This window comes from Pseudomonas nabeulensis, from assembly GCF_004682045.1.
Lineage (GTDB): Bacteria > Pseudomonadota > Gammaproteobacteria > Pseudomonadales > Pseudomonadaceae > Aquipseudomonas > Aquipseudomonas nabeulensis.
Genome location: NZ_QUZT01000041.1, coordinates 1 through 17,449 on the forward strand (window position 1 = coordinate 1; position 17,449 = coordinate 17,449).

A 17,449-nucleotide genomic window follows, 5' to 3' on the forward strand; every position below is an offset into this window, starting at 1 on the left:
AGCCAGGGCCAGGGCCAGGGCTTCGGGTTTTGTCAGGTCCGGTAGTTGTGTAGATATCTATGCTCATCGGGGGCAAGCCCCCTCCCACCTTTTGATCCCATTTACCCTGAGGGATCAGCGGTAGACGAGGCCGCCGTCGATCAGCGGCGATTGGCCGGTCATGTAGTCCGCATCCGGGCCAGCGAGGAATGCAACCAACCCGGCCACATCCTCCGGCGTCTCCGCCCGGCCCAACGCAATACCATCCACGTACTTTTTGTACGTCGCACCCAACTCAGCGCCGGTGATCTCAGCCATGCGCTTATCGATCTCCACCCACATATCAGTGCCCACCACGCCCGGGCAATAAGCATTCACGGTGATCCCAGCGCTCGCCAGTTCCTTGGCTGCCGCCTGGGTCAATGCCCGTACGGCAAATTTGGTAGCGGAGTAAACACCGAGCAACGCAAAGCCTTCATGACCGGCAATGGAGCAGGCATTGATGATCTTGCCCTTCTGCTTGAGCGCCTTGAACTTCTTGCCAGCGGCCTGAATGCCCCACAACACGCCCTGCACATTGATGCCCAGGGTGCGTTCGACCTGTTCCGGGCTCACGTCCAGCAATGAGTCGATCTGCGCGACGCCAGCGTTGTTGACGATGATGTCGAAGCCGCCCAGGGTTTGGTGCGCATGCTCAACGGCCGCGACTACTTGCTCACGCTTGGACACGTCGGCGATAAACACCGAGGCTTTGCGCCCCAGGGCGACAACCTCGGCGGCCACAGCTTCGAGCTTGGCGCCATTGATGTCCACCAGGGCGATGTCGGCGCCGTCTTGCGCCAGGCGCAACGCAATCGCGCGACCGATGCCCTGCCCGGCGCCGGTGACCAGCGCAACTTTTCCAGCAATAGCCATGACACTCTCCTGCAATGATGAGGGAAGCCTTGTCTATCGCAGGTGCCCGCCGGGTCTGTCGAGGCCCGGACAGATCGGCGTGCGGCCTGAGACGGACAGTCTCAAGCCGCGAATCATTCTCGAAAACTTGTAAAAGTGCGCACTTATGCCTAGCTTATGCGCCCCCCGCCCTGCGCTTTAAGGCCCTGCCCCCATGGTTCTGCGTTTTCGTCCCGTCGTCACTTCACGTTTCGCCCTCGGCCTGCTGCTCAGCGGCGGCATCGGCACCAGCTTTGCGGCTGAGCTGGAACTGCCCGAGGTCAAGATCCAGGGCCAGGACGAATCCGGCTATCGCAGCGATACCGCCTCCGTCAGCGGTTTCAGCGAAGCCCCGCTGCTGGACACCCCGGCCTCGATCAACGTGATCAACGCCGCCTTGATCAAGGACCAGCAAGCGCGCCTGCTCAGTGAAGTGCTGCGCAACGATGCCTCGGTGGGCGACAGCTATGCCCCTATCGGCTACTACGAAAACTTTGTGGTACGAGGGTTCTCGCTGAACGCGGCGAGCAGCTACAAGATCAACGGGCGCACCATCACCGGCGAGCAGAACGTCGCCCTGGAAAACAAGCAGCAAGTGGAAGTCCTCAAGGGCCTGGCCGGTTTGCAGAGCGGCATCTCCGAGCCCAGCGGCGTGATCAACTACGTGACCAAGCGCCCGGAAGATGTGCGCTCGGTGACCGTCTCCACCGATGATCGCGGCAGCGGCTACATGGCCGCCGACGTCGGCGGCTGGTTCGGCAGCGAGCAGCAATTCGGCCTGCGCGCCAACGTGGCCCATGAAGACCTGAATTCCTATGTGGAACACGCCAACGGCCAGCGGGATTTCGTGTCCCTGGCGTTCGACTGGAACATCAGCCCCGATGCGGTGCTGCAACTGGATGCCGAATACCAGAACAAGCAACAACGCTCGGTGCCGGGTTACCAGTTGCTGGGCGGCACCGAAGTGCCCTCGAATGCCTCGCCGAAAAAACTGCTGGGCCATCAGAGCGGCTCCAAGCAGGTGGGGATTGATTCGCTGAACCTCAACGGCAAATTCGAGTACCGCTTCAACGATCAGTGGAAAGGCAATGTCAGCGCGGCGCGTAGCAAGGTGGTGATTGACGATTACAGTTCGTTTGCCTACGGCTGCTTCTACGTGACGGGTTGTGAGGCTGCGACCTTCGGCCCTACCGGCGACTACGACGTCTACGACTACCGCAGCCCCGATGACACCCGTCGTGATGACGAACTACAGGCGGCCATGACCGGCGTGTTCAACACCGGCAGCCTGGGCCATGAACTGACGTTTGGCTCTAGCGCCTTCCGCCGTGTGGTCGATAAGCGCAAGTCGGTGAACGAGTACATCGGCAGCACTAATATCAACGTCGATGCCCCCACCTTCACCCCCACCGATGTGCCGCTGAACGACAAGCATCGCCGCCTCGACAGCCGCCAATATGGCCTGTTCGTCACTGATCGAATCCGCTTCAACGAGCAATGGCAGACCATCATCGGCGGGCGCGAAGTACGCCTGGATGAAAAGGCCTTCGACAAAAATGGCGATCAAGAGCGCCACACGCAGCAGTACGAGTTCCTGCCCCAGGCCTCGCTGATCTACAAGCCCGTGGAAAACATCTCGCTGTACACCAGCTACAGCAAAGGCTTGTCCTTGGGCGGTGAAGCGCCGTGGACCGCCACCAATGACGGTGAAACCCTGGCCCCCACCACCTCACGGCAAATCGAAGCCGGGGTGAAATACGACTGGCACCGCATGAGCTTTACCGCCGCCGTGTTCCAGACTCGCCAGGCGTACCAGTACGCCAAGCCGGATGGCACCGGCCTGTTCAACTACGTGCAACAGGGCGAGCAGAAAAACACCGGCCTGGAATTATCAGCCAACGGCTGGGCCACCGAACGCCTGCAAATCGCAACCAGCGTGGCCGCAATTCGCGCTCGTGTCACCGGCAGCGGCACCTCGGACTACGAAGGCCACCAGGCGCTCAACGTGCCCAAGCTGCGCGCCAGTGTGTATGCCGATTATGCGTTGCCGTGGGTGAATGGTCTGGCGGTGCTGGGCGGCGTGCAATACAGCGCCAAGAAATACGCCGACCGTACCGGCAACGTAGAAGTGGGGGACTACGCGGTGGTGAATGTGGGCAGCCGCTACACCACCAAGGTGGACGGCTATGAAACGGTGTTGCGCCTGAGCGTCGACAACCTGTTCGACAAGCGCTACTGGCGCGACGTGGGCGAGTACATGGGCGATGACTACCTGTTCCAGGGCGCGCCGTTGACGGCGCGCTTGAGTGCCACCGTCAACTTCTGACACAGGTTTACTTAGGCATTTTGCGGAAACCCACCGCCAACCGGTTCCAGCTATTGATGGTGGCAATCGCCACGCTCAAGTCGATCTGTTCCTGGGCGCTGAATTGCTCGGCCAGGGCGTTGAAGTCTTCGTCCGGGGCGTGGGTGTGGCTGATCAGGGTCAGGCTTTCGGCCCAGGCCAGCGCGGCACGTTCACGCGGGGTGAAGAACGGCGTTTCACGCCAGGCCGATACGGTGTACAGGCGGCGTTCGGTCTCGCCGCCTTTGCGGGCGTCAGCGGTGTGCATGTCGAGGCAGAACGCGCAGCCGTTGATCTGCGACACGCGCAGGCGCACCAGCTCCAGCAGCGGCAATTCGATGGACAGTTTGCCCACGGCAGCTTCCAGGGCCAGCATGGCTTTCATGGCGTCTGGGGAGGCGGTGTAGAAATCGGTACGGGTTTGCATGGTAGTGCTCCAGGACGGTAGGAATTGGTGGCTAGGTTAGTCACCGGACGCTACGGGAGAAATATCCAATTCCTGGGAAGAACAGGTGACCAATCCCCACCACCCATCAGGATCTAAACGTCGAAGGTCTGCGAAGGCCTGCGCAACGTGGGATCAAACGGATTAATCCTCGGCCCGATCGCCGCTGCTTCGCGCTTCAACAACTCCACCACCATCGGCAACCGGCTCGGCCCCAGCCGGTCGCTGATGGTCGCCACACTCAACGCCGCCACGGCATGCCCATCCCGATTGAGGATCGGCACCGCCAACCCTGCCATGCCCTCCAGCACCCCGGTATTGCGCGCGGCGTAACCCAGGGTGCGCACGTTCTCCACCTCCGAGCGCAGTAGCACTTCGTCGTACAGATGAAAGTCCTTGAGCCGTGGCAGGTTGTAGCGAATCACGGTTTCGCGCTCTTCCTCCGGCAAAAACGCCAGGATCGCCAAACTGCCCTGCCCCACGCCCAACGCCACGCGCCCACCAATATCACCGGTAAAGGTGCGGATCGGATACGGGCCTTCGCTGCGGTCCAGGCAGATTGCATCAAAGCCTGAGCGCGCCAGCAGGAACAACGAATCCCCCAACGAGGCACTCAAGCGCAACATGCTCGGCCGAACCAGGTCGCGCAGGTTCCCGGTCTTGCCTGCGTTGGCCGCCAGGGCGAAAAACTCCAGGCTCAGCCGATAGCGTTTGCTGCGCGCGTCCTGCTCGACCATGCCTTCGTCCATCAGGCTGCGCAGCAAGCGGTGCGTGGTCGGCTGCGACAGGCCCACTTGTTGCGCGAGTTGGGTCACGCGCTCGCCGCCTTCGGGCACCTTGCCCAGGGTACGCAGTAGCGCAAACAAGCGAGGTACCCCACCCGCTCCGACCTCTTTGCCGTTTTCGTTTCGACCAGTGGAATCCATAACACACATTCTCTTTACATATTCCGGTGAGTGAATAAAACAGAAAATAATAGTCCGACCAGTGAAATTCTATCTTCCGCCCATCCTAGTCTTCGTCCTAATCTGCGTCCACAGGGGCGAAATGAACAACAACGGCAGCCGACTTCGAGATCGAGCGCCAACGCACCCGCAACACTCTTTTCGCATCTGCCCAAAACAACAAAGCGCGTTTCGACGCGACTTAAAAAAGGTGGAACGCACCCATGGCATTTCTCCAACTCAACGCCTTGAGCAAACGCTACGGCGCCGTCGACGCGGTGGTCGCCACCGACCTTGCGGTGGAAAAAGGCGAGTTCGTGTCCCTGCTCGGCCCTTCGGGCTGCGGCAAGACCACCACCCTGCAAATGATCGCCGGCTTCGTCGATGTGAGCGGCGGCCAGATCCTGCTGGACGGTCGCGACATCACCCACGCCAAACCCGCCAGCCGTGGCCTGGGCGTGGTGTTTCAGAGCTACGCGCTGTTCCCCCACATGACCGTGCGCGACAACGTCGCCTTTGGTTTGAAGATGCGCAAAGTGCCCGCCGCCGACATCGCCAGCAAGGTCAAAACCGTGCTGGACCTGGTGCGCCTGGCCCAACACGCCGACCGCTACCCACGGGAACTCTCCGGCGGCCAACGCCAACGCGTCGCCCTGGCCCGCGCCCTGGTAATCGAACCGCCGGTGTTGCTGCTGGATGAACCGCTGTCCAACCTCGACGCCAACCTGCGGGAAGAGATGCAATTCGAGATTCGTCGCATCCAGTGCGCGGTCGGCATCACCACCTTGATGGTCACCCACGACCAGGCGGAGGCCTTGTCCATCAGCGACCGCGTGGTGGTAATGCAGGCCGGGCGCGTCACCCAGATCGACGCGCCCTACAAGCTGTACGAACACCCGCGCACCCGGTTCATCTCGGATTTCGTCGGCAAGGCCAACCTGTTGCCTGGGGACTATGACGAGCTGCGCATTCCACAAGTACGCCATGCGGACGGCGACGGCGAACTGACCCTCAGCCTGCGCCCGGAGAAAATCCAACTGGTGGACGCCGGCACCGGCCGCCTGCAAGGTCAGGTGATCAACCGCTACTTCTTCGGCAGCCAATGGCTGTACCACATCGACACCGTTCTGGGCGAAGTCACCGTGGTACGCAGCAACGACGGTAATGCACCGCTGCGCTGTGGCACGGCAGTGGGCCTGGACTGGCATGCGAGCCTGTTGCGAGTGCTGGCCACGGATGAGGTGCATCCATGAGCCGTGGGTATTGGCTGTCGTTGCCGGCGCTGGTGCTGTTCGTCGGGCTGCTGATTTTGCCGCTGGGTCTGACGTTGGTGCTGTCGTTCAACGTGTTCGACTACCAGGTGGGCGTAAAGGCCGATGAGTGGACCTTCGCCCACTATTGGTCACTGCTGAGCGATTCATACTTCTACGAAATTTTCTGGCGCACCTTCTGGATCAGCGCTCTGGTGACTCTGCTCTGTGTGGTCATCGGTGTGCCGGAGGCCTATATCCTCAGCCGCATGGGCACGCCATGGCGCTCGATCTTTCTGATCCTGATCCTCACACCTCTGCTGATCTCGGTGGTGGTGCGGGCTTTCGGTTGGAGCCTGCTGCTGGGTGCCGACGGGCTGGTGAACCAAACCATCCAGTTCCTCGGCGGGCGTCCGGTGAAACTGCTGTACACGCCATTCGCGGTGATCATCGCGCTGGTGCACGTGATGCTGCCGTTCATGATCATTCCGGTGTGGACCTCCCTGCAAAAGCTCGACCCGTCGGCGGAGCAAGCGGCGTTGTCACTCGGTGCCAGCCAGACCACGGTGATGCGCAAGATCGTACTGCCGCAGGTCATGCCCGGTGTGCTGTCCGGCACCTTGATCGTGTTCGGCCTGGCCGCCAGCTCCTTCGCCATCCCCGGCCTGCTGGGCGGACGACGCCTGAAAATGGTCGCCACCGTGGTGTACGACCAGTACCTGTCCGAACTCAACTGGCCCATGGGCGCGACCATCGCGGTGGTGCTGCTGTTGGTCAACCTGCTGATCATGCTGAGCTGGAACCGCATGCTCGAAGGCCGCTACAAAAAGTCCCTGGGGGTTTAAGCGCATGTCCAGAAACGGTCCTTTGGCCCTCGGTTTCCACGGTTTGGTGGTGCTGTTCATGATGGCCCCACTGGTGGTGGTGTGCCTGGTGGCCTTCACCCCGGAAAACACTCTGAGCCTGCCTACGTCGGGCTTCTCCCTGCGCTGGTTTCGCGCAGTGTTCGAGCGCGCTGACTTTATCCAGGCGTTCTATAACAGCGTGATCCTGGCCTTTACCGCCGCAAGCCTGGCGACCTTGATCGCCGTGCCGGCGGCGTTGGCGATCAGTCGCTATCAGTTTCCGGGGCGCAATTTTTTCAGTGCGCTGTTCCTGTCGCCCATCATCATCCCGCACCTGGTGCTGGGCGTGGCGATGCTGCGCCTGTTCGCGCTGATGGGGGTCAACGGCAGCTTTACCTGGTTGATGCTGGCACATGTGGTGATCATCACCCCATACGTGCTGCGCCTGGTATTGGCGGCGGCCATCGGCATTGACCGCAGTGCCGAGCAGGCGGCGGAGTCACTGGGTGCCAGCCGTTTCACGCTGTTTCGCCAGATCACCCTGCCGATGATCCTGCCCGGCGTGGCCGGCGGTTGGTTGCTGGCGTTCATCAACAGTTTCGACGAGGTGACGCTGTCGATCTTCGTCAGCTCACCCGCCACCCAAACCCTGCCGGTACGCATGTATGTGTACGCCACCGAATCCATCGATCCGATGATGGCGGCAGTGTCTGCGCTGGTGATTGGGCTGACGGCCGCCACCATGATTCTGCTGGATCGGGTCTACGGCCTGGACCGCGTATTGGTAGGGAAACACTGATGGCCTTGTTCAAACGCGTGGCTGAAACCCAACGCCCTGCCCTCGCCTTCACCCTGGACGGCCAACCCTGCACCGGTTTAACAGGCGACACCTTGCTGACCGCGGTGCTGACCTGCGCCGAGCACCTGCGCGGCAGCGACTTCAGCGCCGAGCGGCGTGCCGGGTTTTGCCTGATGGGTGCGTGTCAGGATTGCTGGGTGCGGCTCGAAGATGGGCGGCGCGTACGGGCGTGCTCGACGCTGCTGGAAGAAGGCCTGGCGATCAGCCGCGACCTGGGGCGCCTGCCATGAAGCCAGTGGTGATTGTGGGCGCAGGCCCGGCGGGAATCAGCGCGGCGCGTACGCTACTCGAGCATGGCATTACGCCCTGCCTGGTGGACGAGAGCCTGCGCGGCGGCGGGCAGATTTATCGACGCCAACCGGTGGGTTTCCAGCGCACGGCCAGGCAGGTCTACGGATTCGAAGCGCGCAAGGCAGAAGCCGTGCACCGCACCCTCGACGGTTTGGCGCCATGGATCGACTACCGCCCGGAAACCCTGGTGTGGAACGCCGAGGACGGTCGCCTGGATCTGCTCAACAACGGCCTCGCCACGAGCATCGAATACGCACAGATCATTGTTGCCACAGGCGCCACCGACCGCATCCTGCCAGTGCCAGGCTGGACCTTGCCCGGCGTGTACAGCCTCGGGGCGGCGCAGATCGCCCTGAAATACCAGGGCTGCGCCATCGGCGAGCGCGTTGCGTTTTGTGGCAGCGGGCCGTTGCTTTACCTGGTGGCTTATCAATATGCCAAGGCCGGCGCCAAGGTCGTCGCAGTACTCGACAGCGCGCCGTTCAGCGCCCAGTGCCGCGCACTACCGACGCTGCTCGGGCAACCGGCAACCTTGGCCAAGGGCCTGTATTACCGCGCCTGGCTGACGGCCCATGGCATTCCTGTGCATCAGGGCGCGACGCTGACGCGGATCGACGGTGAACAACGGGTCAGCGGCATTCGCTGGGGCGAGCACACCCTGGCATGTGATGCCGTGGCCTTCGCCCATGCGTTGCGCAGCGAGACCCAACTGGCGGACTTGCTCGGTTGCGAATTCACCTGGAGCGCCTTGAACCGCGCCTGGTTGCCACAACGAGACAATGCCGGACGCAGCAGCGTCGAAGGCGTGTACCTGGCGGGCGACGGCGCGGGGATCATGGGCGCCGATGCTGCACAGATGGCCGGCGAGCGCTCAGCGCTGTCGGTGCTGGAGGACTCGGGCAGCGCGATTGATCCTCGTCGCGCCGTCACATTGGAGCAGCAATTGGAAGGCATCCAGCGCTTTCGCCATGGCTTGGAAACCGCGTTCCCCTTCCCCGAACAATGGGCAGCGCAGGCGCCGGATGCGTTGATCCTGTGCCGCTGCGAGGAAGTCAGCGTCGGCGATGTCCGTGCAGTGGTGGATGAAGGCCACTGGGAGATCAACCGCGTGAAGGCTCACTGCCGCGTCGGCATGGGCCGCTGCCAGGGACGCATGTGCGGGCTGGCGGCGGCGGAAATCGTGGCCGAGCGCAGTGGGCGAGGGATTGAAAACGTCGGGCGGCTGCGCGGTCAGGCGCCGATCAAGCCGCTGCCGTTTGGCGTGGAGATCAAGCCATGATCGATGTGATCGTACTGGGTGGCGGGATTGTCGGCGCGTCGGCGGCTTTGATGCTTGCGCAGAAAGGTAAGCGGGTCGCGTTGGTCGAGCGGGATTTTTGCGGCTCCCATTCCAGTGGCGTGAACTATGGCGGTGTTCGGCGCCAAGGCCGGCCTTTACACCAGTTGCCGTTGTCCCAGCGTGCCCATGAACTGTGGGCCGACTTGCCGGGGCTGATCGGCATCAATGGCGAATATGTACGTTCGGGGCATTTGAAGTTGGCGCGCAGCCACGCCGATTTCGCCGCGTTGCAGGCCTACGCCGAACAGACCCGCGGTTTTGGCCTGGGTTTGCAACTGCTGGACTACGCCGAGTTACGCGCGCGCTTTGCTTGGGTCGGCGATATCGCCGTGGGCGCCTCGCTGTGCCCGGAAGACGGGCATGCCAACCCGCGCCTGGTCTCCCCCGCCTTCGCCCGTGCCGCGCAGCGCTGCGGCGCCAGCGTGTACGAGCAGGCCGAAGTGATCCGCATCGAACATGACGGCAGCCTGTTCCAGGTGCTCTGCGCCAACGGCCTGCACCTGCAAGCACCGTGGTTGCTGAACTGCGCCGGCGCCTGGGCGGGCAGCGTGGCTGCACAGTTTGGCGAAGCGGTGCCGATCACCTCCGCACACCCGGCCATGCTGGTGACCGAGCCGTTGCCGGTGGTGATGGACGTGAGCACCGGCGTGGAAGGCGGCGGTATCTATGCACGCCAGGTTGCCCGGGGCAATTGCATACTGGGGGGCGGGCGCGGTTTTGCCTTGGGCCCGGCGCAAGCGCGGCCGGGTCAGGCCGCCGTGTTGGAGATCCTGCGCAATGCCGGCGAGTTGTACCCGTTTCTCAAAGGTGCCCAGGCCATCCGCACCTGGAGCGGCACCGAAGGTTACCTCCCCGATCATGAACCGGTGATCGGTCCCAGCAGCACCCAACCGGGCTTGCTCCACGGTTTCGGCTTTGCCGGCGCCGGGTTCCAGCTTGGTCCCGCGGTCGGTGAAGCCCTGGCAGAGATCGTCTGCAGCGGGGCCAGCCGTCACCCTATCGAAGCGTTTTCCATCCGTCGTTTCCAAGCCTGAGAGGAAAAACATCCATGAACCCACGTATTGCGCTGTCCTGCTTGTCCCTTGCCTTGCTCACTTCCACCGTCCAGGCAGCACCCACGCTGTACCTGGGCATGAACGGCGGCACCATGGAGCGGGTGTACGCCGACAAGGTGCTGCCGGCATTCGAAAAGGCCAATAACGTCAAGGTGGTGATCGTGCCCGGCACTTCGTCGGACATCCTTGCCAAGGTCCAGGCCAATAAAGACAACCCGCAGATGCACGTGATGTTTCTCGACGACGGCATCATGTACCGCGCGATTTCCATGGGCCTGTGCGACAAGCTTGGCGCCAGCCCGACGCTGGACCAGATCCCGGCCAAAGCGAAGATCAAGGACGAAGCCGTCGCCGTGACTCTCGGCGTCACGGGCCTGGGCTACAACGCCAAGATGTTCAAGGAAAAAGGCTGGGCCGCGCCAACCTCGTGGATGGACCTGGCCGACCCGCGCTTCAAGGAAAAAGTGGTGTTCCAGTCCCTGGCTTCATCCACCTTTGGCCTGCACGGTTTCCTGATGTTCAACCGCCTCCAGGGTGGCGACGAGACCAATGTGGAACCGGGCTTCAAGGCCTGGCCAAAAACCGTCGGCCCCAATGTGCTGGAATACATTGCCAGCTCGGCGAAAATCTCCGAGATGGTGCAAACCGACGAAGCCGCACTCTTCCCTCTCACCCCGACCCAGGTCGCCACCCAGAAACTGCTGGGTGTGCCGATGGAATATGCCCAGCCCAAGGAAGGTGCGGTGGTGCTCAACGTGGCTGAGTGCGTGATCGCCCGCAACGACCAACCGGAGCTGGCGCAGAAACTCGCAGCGTTCCTGCTCACCGCCGAAGCCCAGGCCCCGGCGCTGGAGGAAGGTGACCAGATCCCTTCGAACCCGACCACGCCCACCACCGACAAGACCCGCGCGCGGGTGGAGGCGATGCAGGGCTATTTGCAGACGGCGATCTCGATTGATTGGGACCAGGTGAACCAGGCGCGGCCGGAGTGGAATGCGCGGTGGAGTCGGTCTATCGAGCGCTGATCAACACTGCCTGTAGTGAGCGGGCTTGCCCCGCGCTGGGTGGCGAAGCCGCCCCAAATCCATCCAGCGTGGGCTATCTGAAACACCGCGGTGCCTGGGTTTAGGGCGGCTTCGCCACCCACCGCGGGGCTATCTGAAACACCCCGGTGCCTGGGTTTAGGGCGGCTTCGCCACCCAGCGCGGGGCAAGCCCGCTCACTACAGGGTCAGAGCGGTGCAATGGGCAGAGAACGCTTGTGGGCGGTCTTGGAATAGGCGCTTTCCACAATCACCCTCACCCGCTCGCTCACCGCTTCGCCCATCAGGTACGCGTCGATCTCGGCATATGAACATCCATAGGCGTGCTCATCCAGCTTACCCGGCACCAATTCTTCAAGGTCGGCGGTGGGGTGTTTGTGCACCAGGTTGTCCGGTGCGCCAAGGGCCGAGGCCAGCAGGCGGACCTGTGTCTTGGTCAGGCCTGACAGCGGTGTGAGGTCGCAGGCGCCATCGCCAAACTTGGTGAAGAAGCCCATCAGCGCTTCGGCGCCGTGATCAGTGCCGACCACCAGGCCATGGTGCAGGTTGGCCACGGCGTACTGGGCGATCATCCGTGTACGGGCCTTGACGTTGCCCTTGATGAAATCCACATGGGCGGCGCTGGCTTCGGCAGCGCTCAGGCTAGCCATCAGGCCGTCGACACTGGCGGCGATATTCAGGGTGTCGATCTGGTCCGGGATGATGAAGTCCAGGGAGGCCTGGGCATCGCTTTCGTCGGCCTGGGTCTTATAGGGCAGGCGCATGGCGATAAAACGCGCGGCGTAGCCTTCGTTGCGCAATTGCTCGACAGCCAGTTGGCACAGACGGCCAGCGGTCAGGGAGTCGACGCCGCCGCTGATGCCCAGCACCAGGGCCTTGCAACCCGACTGGCGCAACGTGTGCTTGATGAAGTCGATGCGCCGTTGGATTTCCTTGGTCTCTGCGCCTTTCACTAACTGCCGGTTGATATTCAGTTCCCGCGCAATTCGATCCTGCATGTCACACCTCCATACTGCCGACGTTGAACACCTGGGCTGCGTACTGCAAAAACGAGGCGTCTTCGCAGACATTCTTGATCGGGTCATCAGAGAACTTCACTACCGGTTCGCCGTGCACCCGTACCAGTTTCATCACGACACTCAACGGCTCCACACCCTCGACATCGCAAGCCAGGCTGGTGCCCATGCCAAAACCGAACTTGGCCTTGCCCCGCACGTGACGCAGGATCGGCAGGCACTTTTCGAAGTTCAGGCCGTCGGAGAACATCAGGTCCTTGGTCATCGGGTCGATGCCCAGCTGTTTGTAACGGGCCAGCACCTTGTCGGCCCAGACGATGGGGTCACCGGAGTCCTGGCGCAGACCGTCGTAGAGCTTGGCGAAGTACAGGTCGAAGTCCTTGAGGAAAAAGTCGGTGCTGATGCAGTCGGTCAAGGCGATACCCAAGCGGCCACGGTATTCACGCACCCAGTTTTCCAGCGCGGCATTCTGGCTCTCGCGCAGGCGCCCCAGTTGCTGGTGCACCATCAGCCATTGGTGGGCCATGGTGCCGATCAGCGGCAGGTCGAACTCATAGGCCAGGTGCGCGTTGCTGGTGCCGACGAACTGACCGGGAAAGTCGCGGCGCATGATGTCGATCACTTCGCGCTGGGCCTTGAATGACAAACGCCGGCGGGTGGAGAAGTCGGACACACGCAGGTCGGCGAGTTCATCGCGGCTGAGGTTTTTCTCCAGCCAGTCGAATTTTTGATAGAGCTTGCGGGTGACGTCTTCCAGGGTCACGTCGGGGTATTTGTCGCGGTTGCGCAACTCGCTGACCAGGGCCAATACCGGCTGTTCAAACATGATGCAGTGCAACATCGGGCCGATGACACGGATGTTCAGTTGGCCGTCAATTTCGCTGACGTGGATATAGCGCAAGTTAAAGCGAAACAGGCCGAGGAAGCGCTCGTAATCCGGCGTGAGGTACTCGCGAAAACGCGGGTTGAACAGGAAACGCAACTCGCCTTCACGCATGTGCAGACCGGCCATTTTCTCCAGCTCGGCGCGCAGTTCGGGGATCAGGTGGCCGAGTTTTTCCCGGGAGCGCACGATGAAGTTGTATTCCACATCGACGTTGGGGTGCTGGTGCAACACGGCCTGCATCATGGTGAAGGTGTAGTAGTCGGTGTCGAGCAAACCCTGAATCACCGGCACTTCGTAGTCGTAGGCACTTTCCATGGTGGGTCTCCTTAACGCGTGGCCATCGCGGCCAGTTCTTCGCGGGTGCGGCTGATGCCAGCACCGGCCTTGAGCAAATCGTTGACCGCCTGGGTACTACCCTCCTCGCTGATACCTCGGCAGGCGGGCAGGTGCAGCACCACCTCAAAACCGGCCTTGAGCAGTTGCAATGCGGTGGTCTTGACGCAGTAGTCCAGGGCCAGGCCACCGACGATCACGCGCACAACCCCTTGGGCTTTCAGATACTCGATGACGCCCGTGGACAGCTTGTCGTGAAGGTCGTGGAAGCAGGCGCCATAGGGGTGCAGGTCGGGTTCGACGCCTTTCCAGATGAAGTAATGGTAGTCGTAGGGCGTGGGCAACTCGTCCAGCAAGGTGAAGCCTGCGGTGCCCGGTACGCAGTGGCTTACCCAGGTCACATCGGCATGGGCCAGGCCGGTAGGTTGCAGCATGTCGCTGTGCTGGGAAACCACCCAAGGCGCGTGCGGGGTGTGGGCATCCTTGCTGCCGACGCGATGCCCGGCGAGGCTGGCCATGTAGTTGAGTTCGGCGCCGATCTGGTCGCCGCCGGCCACGGGCAATTCGTTGGGGCACAGGGGCGTGAAGCTCTTCTGGGCGTCGACGTCGAATGAAGCAAGGGCAGTTTTCGCGAGGGTCATGGCGGTTCTCCTGTGGCTTGAAAACAAAAGTACACGTCATGTACTTTCATTGCAAGAAACATTTGCTTATCTATGCTGGGGTCAGTACATGACATATCTGCTCGATCCGTTAGACTGTGCCCCGCCACTGTTCACAAGGACTGCCCATGCCCCTTAGCGCCTACCTGCATACCGTCGACCTGTGCGTGCTGTTTTACTGCCGCGCTTCCGCTGAATTGAAGCTGCTGCTGAACAAGCGCGACGCCGAACCCTTCGCCGGGCATTGGGCACTGCCGGGCGTGGTGGTGAATGGCGGCGTGCAGGACCTGAGCCTCAAGGATGCAGTGGAGCGGTTGCGCGCGAGCGACAAGGTGGGTTTCAAGCTGGCCTGGAGCGAACAGGTGGGCACCGTGGGCGATGCGTTTCGCGATCCGCGCTGCTGGTCGTCGTCCACGTACTACCTGGCGATTGTGGCGCAGGCGGTGCCGTTGGCTGAGCATCAAGCCTGGTTTGCGCTGGAGGCCGTGGCCGATGGCAGCATCAAACTGCCGTTCGATCACAACCTGATCGTGGCGGCGGTGCAGGAGCGCTTGTTGTCCAAGTCGCTGTACAGCAGCTTGCCGCTGATGTTCTTGGGCAATGAATTCAGCGCGCCGGAAGCGACCACGATTTTTTCTGTGGTGCTGGCGCGGCCGGTGATGAAGACCAGTGTGCGTCAGCGGTTATTGAAGCTGACCGAGGCCGGATATTTGCGCGAGACCGGGCGCAAGAAGAATGGGGACGGTGGCAGGCCGCAGGCGACGGTGGAGGTGTTGAAACCTGGCGATATCTACTTCTTTGATCGAAGCTTTGCTGACTAACCCTATTGCCCATAGTTAACCCGTAGTGAGCGGGCTTGCCCCGCGCTGGGTGGCGAAGCCGCCCTAAAACCAGGCACCGCGGTGTTTCAGAAAAACCGAGTTGGATGGATTTGGGGCGGCTTCGCCACCCAGCGCGGGGCAAGCCCGCTCACTACAGGTTTGGAGAGACTTAGCTCATCCAGTTACCACCATCCACGTTATAGGTCTGGGCCACCACATAATCGGCATCCCTGGACGCCAGGAAAACCGCCATCCCGGTCAAATCCTGCGCCGTGCCCATCCGCCCAAATGGCACTTCCTCCCCTACCCGTTTTTTCTTCTCTCCCGGCGCCAGCCCTTCATGCCGGGCGAACAACGCATCCACCCCGTCCCAGTGTTCGCCGTCCACGACACCTGGTGCGATGGCATTCACGTTGATCCCCTGCTTGATCAGGTTCAGCCCCGCCGACTGCGTGAGGCTGATCACCGCCGCCTTGGTCGCGCAATACACCGCCACCAACGGCTCGCCACGCCGCCCGGCCTGGCTGGCCATGTTGATGATCTTGCCGCCGTGGCCCTGTCGGATCATCTGCCGCGCTGCCGCCTGCAGGGTGAACAGCGTTCCGGCGACGTTGATCGAGAACAACCGGTCAACGCTGTCGCGGGTGATGTCGACGATGGGCGCCAGGTCGAACAGCGCGGCGTTGTTGACCAGGATATCCAGCTTGCCGACCTGGGCGACAACCGCTGCAATGGCGTCGTCGATGGAGGCCTGCTGGGTCACATCCATCTGCACGGCGTAAGCCTGTGGCCCCAATTGCGCCGCCGTTTCCAGCGCCTGTTGCAAGTTGATATCGGCGATGGCAACCGTGGCGCCTTCATCGATATACGCCTGGGCAAACGCACGGCCAATGCCACGTGCAGACCCGGTGATCAGCGCGCTTTTACCTTCCAGTCGTTTCATGGGGAGTCCTGTCAAAGTCATTTCGGATAACCCGCGCGCTTCATCTCGCGCTCGGTGGTGGACTGGGCTTGCAGCAAGGCCTGGTCAACCGACATGCCGCCGGTGAGCGCCGCCGAGAACAGCTTGCCCACCGAGGTGCCGATGGCCTGGAACTCGGGGATGGTCACGTACTGGATCCCCACGTACGGCACCGGCTTGGCTGACGGGTGCGCCGGGTCGGCGTGCTTCATCATTTCCAGGGTGACCTGGGCAAACGGCGCGGCCTTCAGGTAGGCGTCGTTGTAGGTCGACTGGCGCGTGCCCGGCGGTACGTTGGTGATGCCTTCTTTGTCCGCCACCAGTTGGATGTAGTCCTTGGAGGTGGCCCAGGCGATAAATGCCTTGGCCGCGTCCTTGTGCTTGGACGTGGCCGGAATCGCCAGGGACCAGGCGTACAACCAGGACGAGCCCTTGTCAGTGACTTCGGTCGGTGCGGCGGCGAAACCGACGCTGTCGGCGACCTTGCTTTGGCTCTTGTCGGTGGTGAAGGAGCCGGCGACGCTGGCATCGACCCAGATCGCGCATTTGCCGCTGTTGAACAGCGCCAGGGTTTCGTTGAAACCGTTGCTGGACACGCCCGGCGGGCCGTATTGCTTGAGGGTATTGACATAGAAGTTGGCCGCAGCGGTCCACTCGGGGCTGGTCAGTTCGGGCTTCCACTGCTCATCGAACCAACGTGCGCCAAAGGCATTGGCCATGGTGCTCAACAGTGCAATGTTTTCACCCCAACCCGCCTTGCCCCGCAGGCACAGGCCGTATTGGTCCTTGTCCTTGGCGGTGAGCTTGGCGGCAAACTCGCCGAGTTGGGTCCAGGTCGGGTGCGCGGGCATGCTCAGGCCGGCTTGCTTGAACAGGTCGGTGCGGTAGTAGGTGACGGTGCTTTCGCCGTAGAACGGCAAGGCGTACAGGGTGTTGTTCACCGACAGGCCCTGGCGCACCGAGGGGAAGATATCGTCGGCGTCGTAGTCCGCCGGCAGTTGGGTCAGGGGTTCCAGCCAGTGCTTGGCGCCCCACAGCGGGGTTTCGTAGGTGCCGATGGTCAGCACGTCGAACTGCCCGCCCTGGGTGGCAATATCGGTGGTCAGGCGCTGGCGCAGCACGTTTTCTTCGAGCACTACCCAGTTGAGCTTGATGTCCGGGTGCTGCGCTTCGAACGCCTTGGACAGGCGCTGCATGCGGATCATGTCGCTATTGTTGACCGTAGCGATGGTAACGGTGTCGGCGGCGTGGCTGGGCATGGCCACGGCCAGGCCGGACAGCAGGAATAACGCTTGCGGGAGCTTGAGCATGGCGATTTCCACCTGTTTTTTTGTTATTGAGGGCCGATTACAGCAGCTTGCCCGGGCCCTCACAAACACGTGGAGGATGCTCGACTGGTACTTTTTTAACCTTGGCCATGAAGTTAAAAAAGTATCAGCATCGGACG

17 protein-coding genes are annotated in these 17,449 nt (G+C 62.0%); 9 read left to right on the forward strand and 8 right to left on the reverse strand.

The genetic code is table 11. The features are described 5' to 3' along the window. Positions 1-114: 114 nt before the first annotated feature. Positions 115-894 (reverse strand): acetoin reductase, encoded by a 780-nt coding sequence (locus DYL61_RS20175; RefSeq protein ID WP_135309791.1) that lies wholly within the window; start codon positions 892-894, stop codon positions 115-117. Positions 895-1,087: 193 nt separating this feature from the next. Between DYL61_RS20175 and DYL61_RS20180 the strand changes: the two genes are divergently transcribed. Next, on the forward strand, positions 1,088-3,238 hold the full coding sequence (locus DYL61_RS20180; RefSeq protein WP_135309792.1) for a TonB-dependent siderophore receptor: 2,151 nt from the start codon (positions 1,088-1,090) through the stop codon (positions 3,236-3,238). A 7-nt stretch (positions 3,239-3,245) separates the two neighbouring features. On the opposite strand, the gene DYL61_RS20185 is transcribed toward DYL61_RS20180, so the two are convergent. Further along, positions 3,246-3,683: a carboxymuconolactone decarboxylase family protein gene (locus DYL61_RS20185; RefSeq protein ID WP_105698038.1), complete on the reverse strand. Its 438-nt coding sequence runs from the start codon at positions 3,681-3,683 to the stop codon at positions 3,246-3,248. A 113-nt stretch (positions 3,684-3,796) separates the two neighbouring features. After that, positions 3,797-4,627 carry an IclR family transcriptional regulator gene (locus DYL61_RS20190; RefSeq protein WP_135309793.1) on the reverse strand — a complete coding sequence of 277 codons (831 nt, stop codon included), beginning with the start codon at positions 4,625-4,627 and terminating at the stop codon, positions 3,797-3,799. A gap of 242 nt (positions 4,628-4,869) precedes the next feature. On the opposite strand from DYL61_RS20190, the gene DYL61_RS20195 reads away from it, so the two are divergent. From DYL61_RS20195 to DYL61_RS20225, 7 genes are read left to right on the forward strand one after another with little or no spacing between them, the layout of a single operon-like run. Continuing rightward, complete coding sequence (locus tag DYL61_RS20195; RefSeq protein ID WP_135309794.1) at positions 4,870-5,898, forward strand: ABC transporter ATP-binding protein; 1,029 nt, start codon at positions 4,870-4,872, stop codon at positions 5,896-5,898. Continuing rightward, a complete protein-coding gene (locus DYL61_RS20200; RefSeq protein WP_135309795.1) occupies positions 5,895-6,740 on the forward strand; it encodes an ABC transporter permease in 846 nt (281 codons plus the stop codon). The genes DYL61_RS20195 and DYL61_RS20200 overlap by 4 nt, the downstream gene beginning before the upstream one ends. Positions 6,741-6,744: 4 nt before the next feature. Continuing rightward, complete coding sequence (locus DYL61_RS20205; protein WP_135309796.1) at positions 6,745-7,539, forward strand: ABC transporter permease; 795 nt, start codon at positions 6,745-6,747, stop codon at positions 7,537-7,539. Further along, the gene (locus DYL61_RS20210; protein ID WP_135309797.1) at positions 7,539-7,829 is read left to right on the forward strand and encodes a (2Fe-2S)-binding protein; all 291 of its coding nucleotides are present in this window, start codon (positions 7,539-7,541) and stop codon (positions 7,827-7,829) included. The genes DYL61_RS20205 and DYL61_RS20210 overlap by 1 nt, the downstream gene beginning before the upstream one ends. Next, positions 7,826-9,169, forward strand: coding sequence for an FAD/NAD(P)-dependent oxidoreductase (locus DYL61_RS20215; protein WP_135309798.1), 1,344 nt, complete (start codon positions 7,826-7,828; stop codon positions 9,167-9,169). Before DYL61_RS20210 ends, DYL61_RS20215 begins: the two co-directional genes overlap by 4 nt. Then, a complete protein-coding gene (locus DYL61_RS20220; protein ID WP_135309799.1) occupies positions 9,166-10,263 on the forward strand; it encodes an NAD(P)/FAD-dependent oxidoreductase in 1,098 nt (365 codons plus the stop codon). Before DYL61_RS20215 ends, DYL61_RS20220 begins: the two co-directional genes overlap by 4 nt. A 14-nt stretch (positions 10,264-10,277) precedes the next feature. Beyond that, the gene (locus tag DYL61_RS20225) at positions 10,278-11,309 is read left to right on the forward strand and encodes an ABC transporter substrate-binding protein (protein ID WP_135309800.1); all 1,032 of its coding nucleotides are present in this window, start codon (positions 10,278-10,280) and stop codon (positions 11,307-11,309) included. A gap of 205 nt (positions 11,310-11,514) precedes the next feature. Here the strand turns inward: DYL61_RS20225 and nadE are convergent, their stop codons facing one another. The 3 genes from nadE to DYL61_RS20240 are packed head-to-tail and all read right to left on the reverse strand — an operon-like array spanning position 11,515 to position 14,202. Continuing rightward, the gene (gene nadE / locus DYL61_RS20230; RefSeq protein WP_135309801.1) at positions 11,515-12,324 is read right to left on the reverse strand and encodes an ammonia-dependent NAD(+) synthetase; all 810 of its coding nucleotides are present in this window, start codon (positions 12,322-12,324) and stop codon (positions 11,515-11,517) included. Position 12,325: 1 nt separating this feature from the next. Beyond that, a complete protein-coding gene (gene pncB, locus DYL61_RS20235; protein ID WP_135309802.1) occupies positions 12,326-13,543 on the reverse strand; it encodes a nicotinate phosphoribosyltransferase in 1,218 nt (405 codons plus the stop codon). A gap of 11 nt (positions 13,544-13,554) precedes the next feature. Continuing rightward, positions 13,555-14,202 (reverse strand): nicotinamidase, encoded by a 648-nt coding sequence (locus tag DYL61_RS20240; RefSeq protein ID WP_135309803.1) that lies wholly within the window; start codon positions 14,200-14,202, stop codon positions 13,555-13,557. Between the two features lie 146 nt (positions 14,203-14,348). Between DYL61_RS20240 and DYL61_RS20245 the strand changes: the two genes are divergently transcribed. Further along, on the forward strand, positions 14,349-15,041 hold the full coding sequence (locus DYL61_RS20245) for an NUDIX hydrolase (protein ID WP_135309804.1): 693 nt from the start codon (positions 14,349-14,351) through the stop codon (positions 15,039-15,041). Positions 15,042-15,210: 169 nt separating this feature from the next. On the opposite strand, the gene DYL61_RS20250 is transcribed toward DYL61_RS20245, so the two are convergent. Both DYL61_RS20250 and DYL61_RS20255 read right to left on the reverse strand, forming a co-directional pair. Next, complete coding sequence (locus DYL61_RS20250) at positions 15,211-15,984, reverse strand: L-iditol 2-dehydrogenase (protein WP_135309805.1); 774 nt, start codon at positions 15,982-15,984, stop codon at positions 15,211-15,213. A gap of 17 nt (positions 15,985-16,001) precedes the next feature. After that, positions 16,002-17,261, reverse strand: coding sequence for an ABC transporter substrate-binding protein (locus DYL61_RS20255; RefSeq protein WP_420825083.1), 1,260 nt, complete (start codon positions 17,259-17,261; stop codon positions 16,002-16,004). Positions 17,262-17,449: the final 188 nt, after the last annotated feature.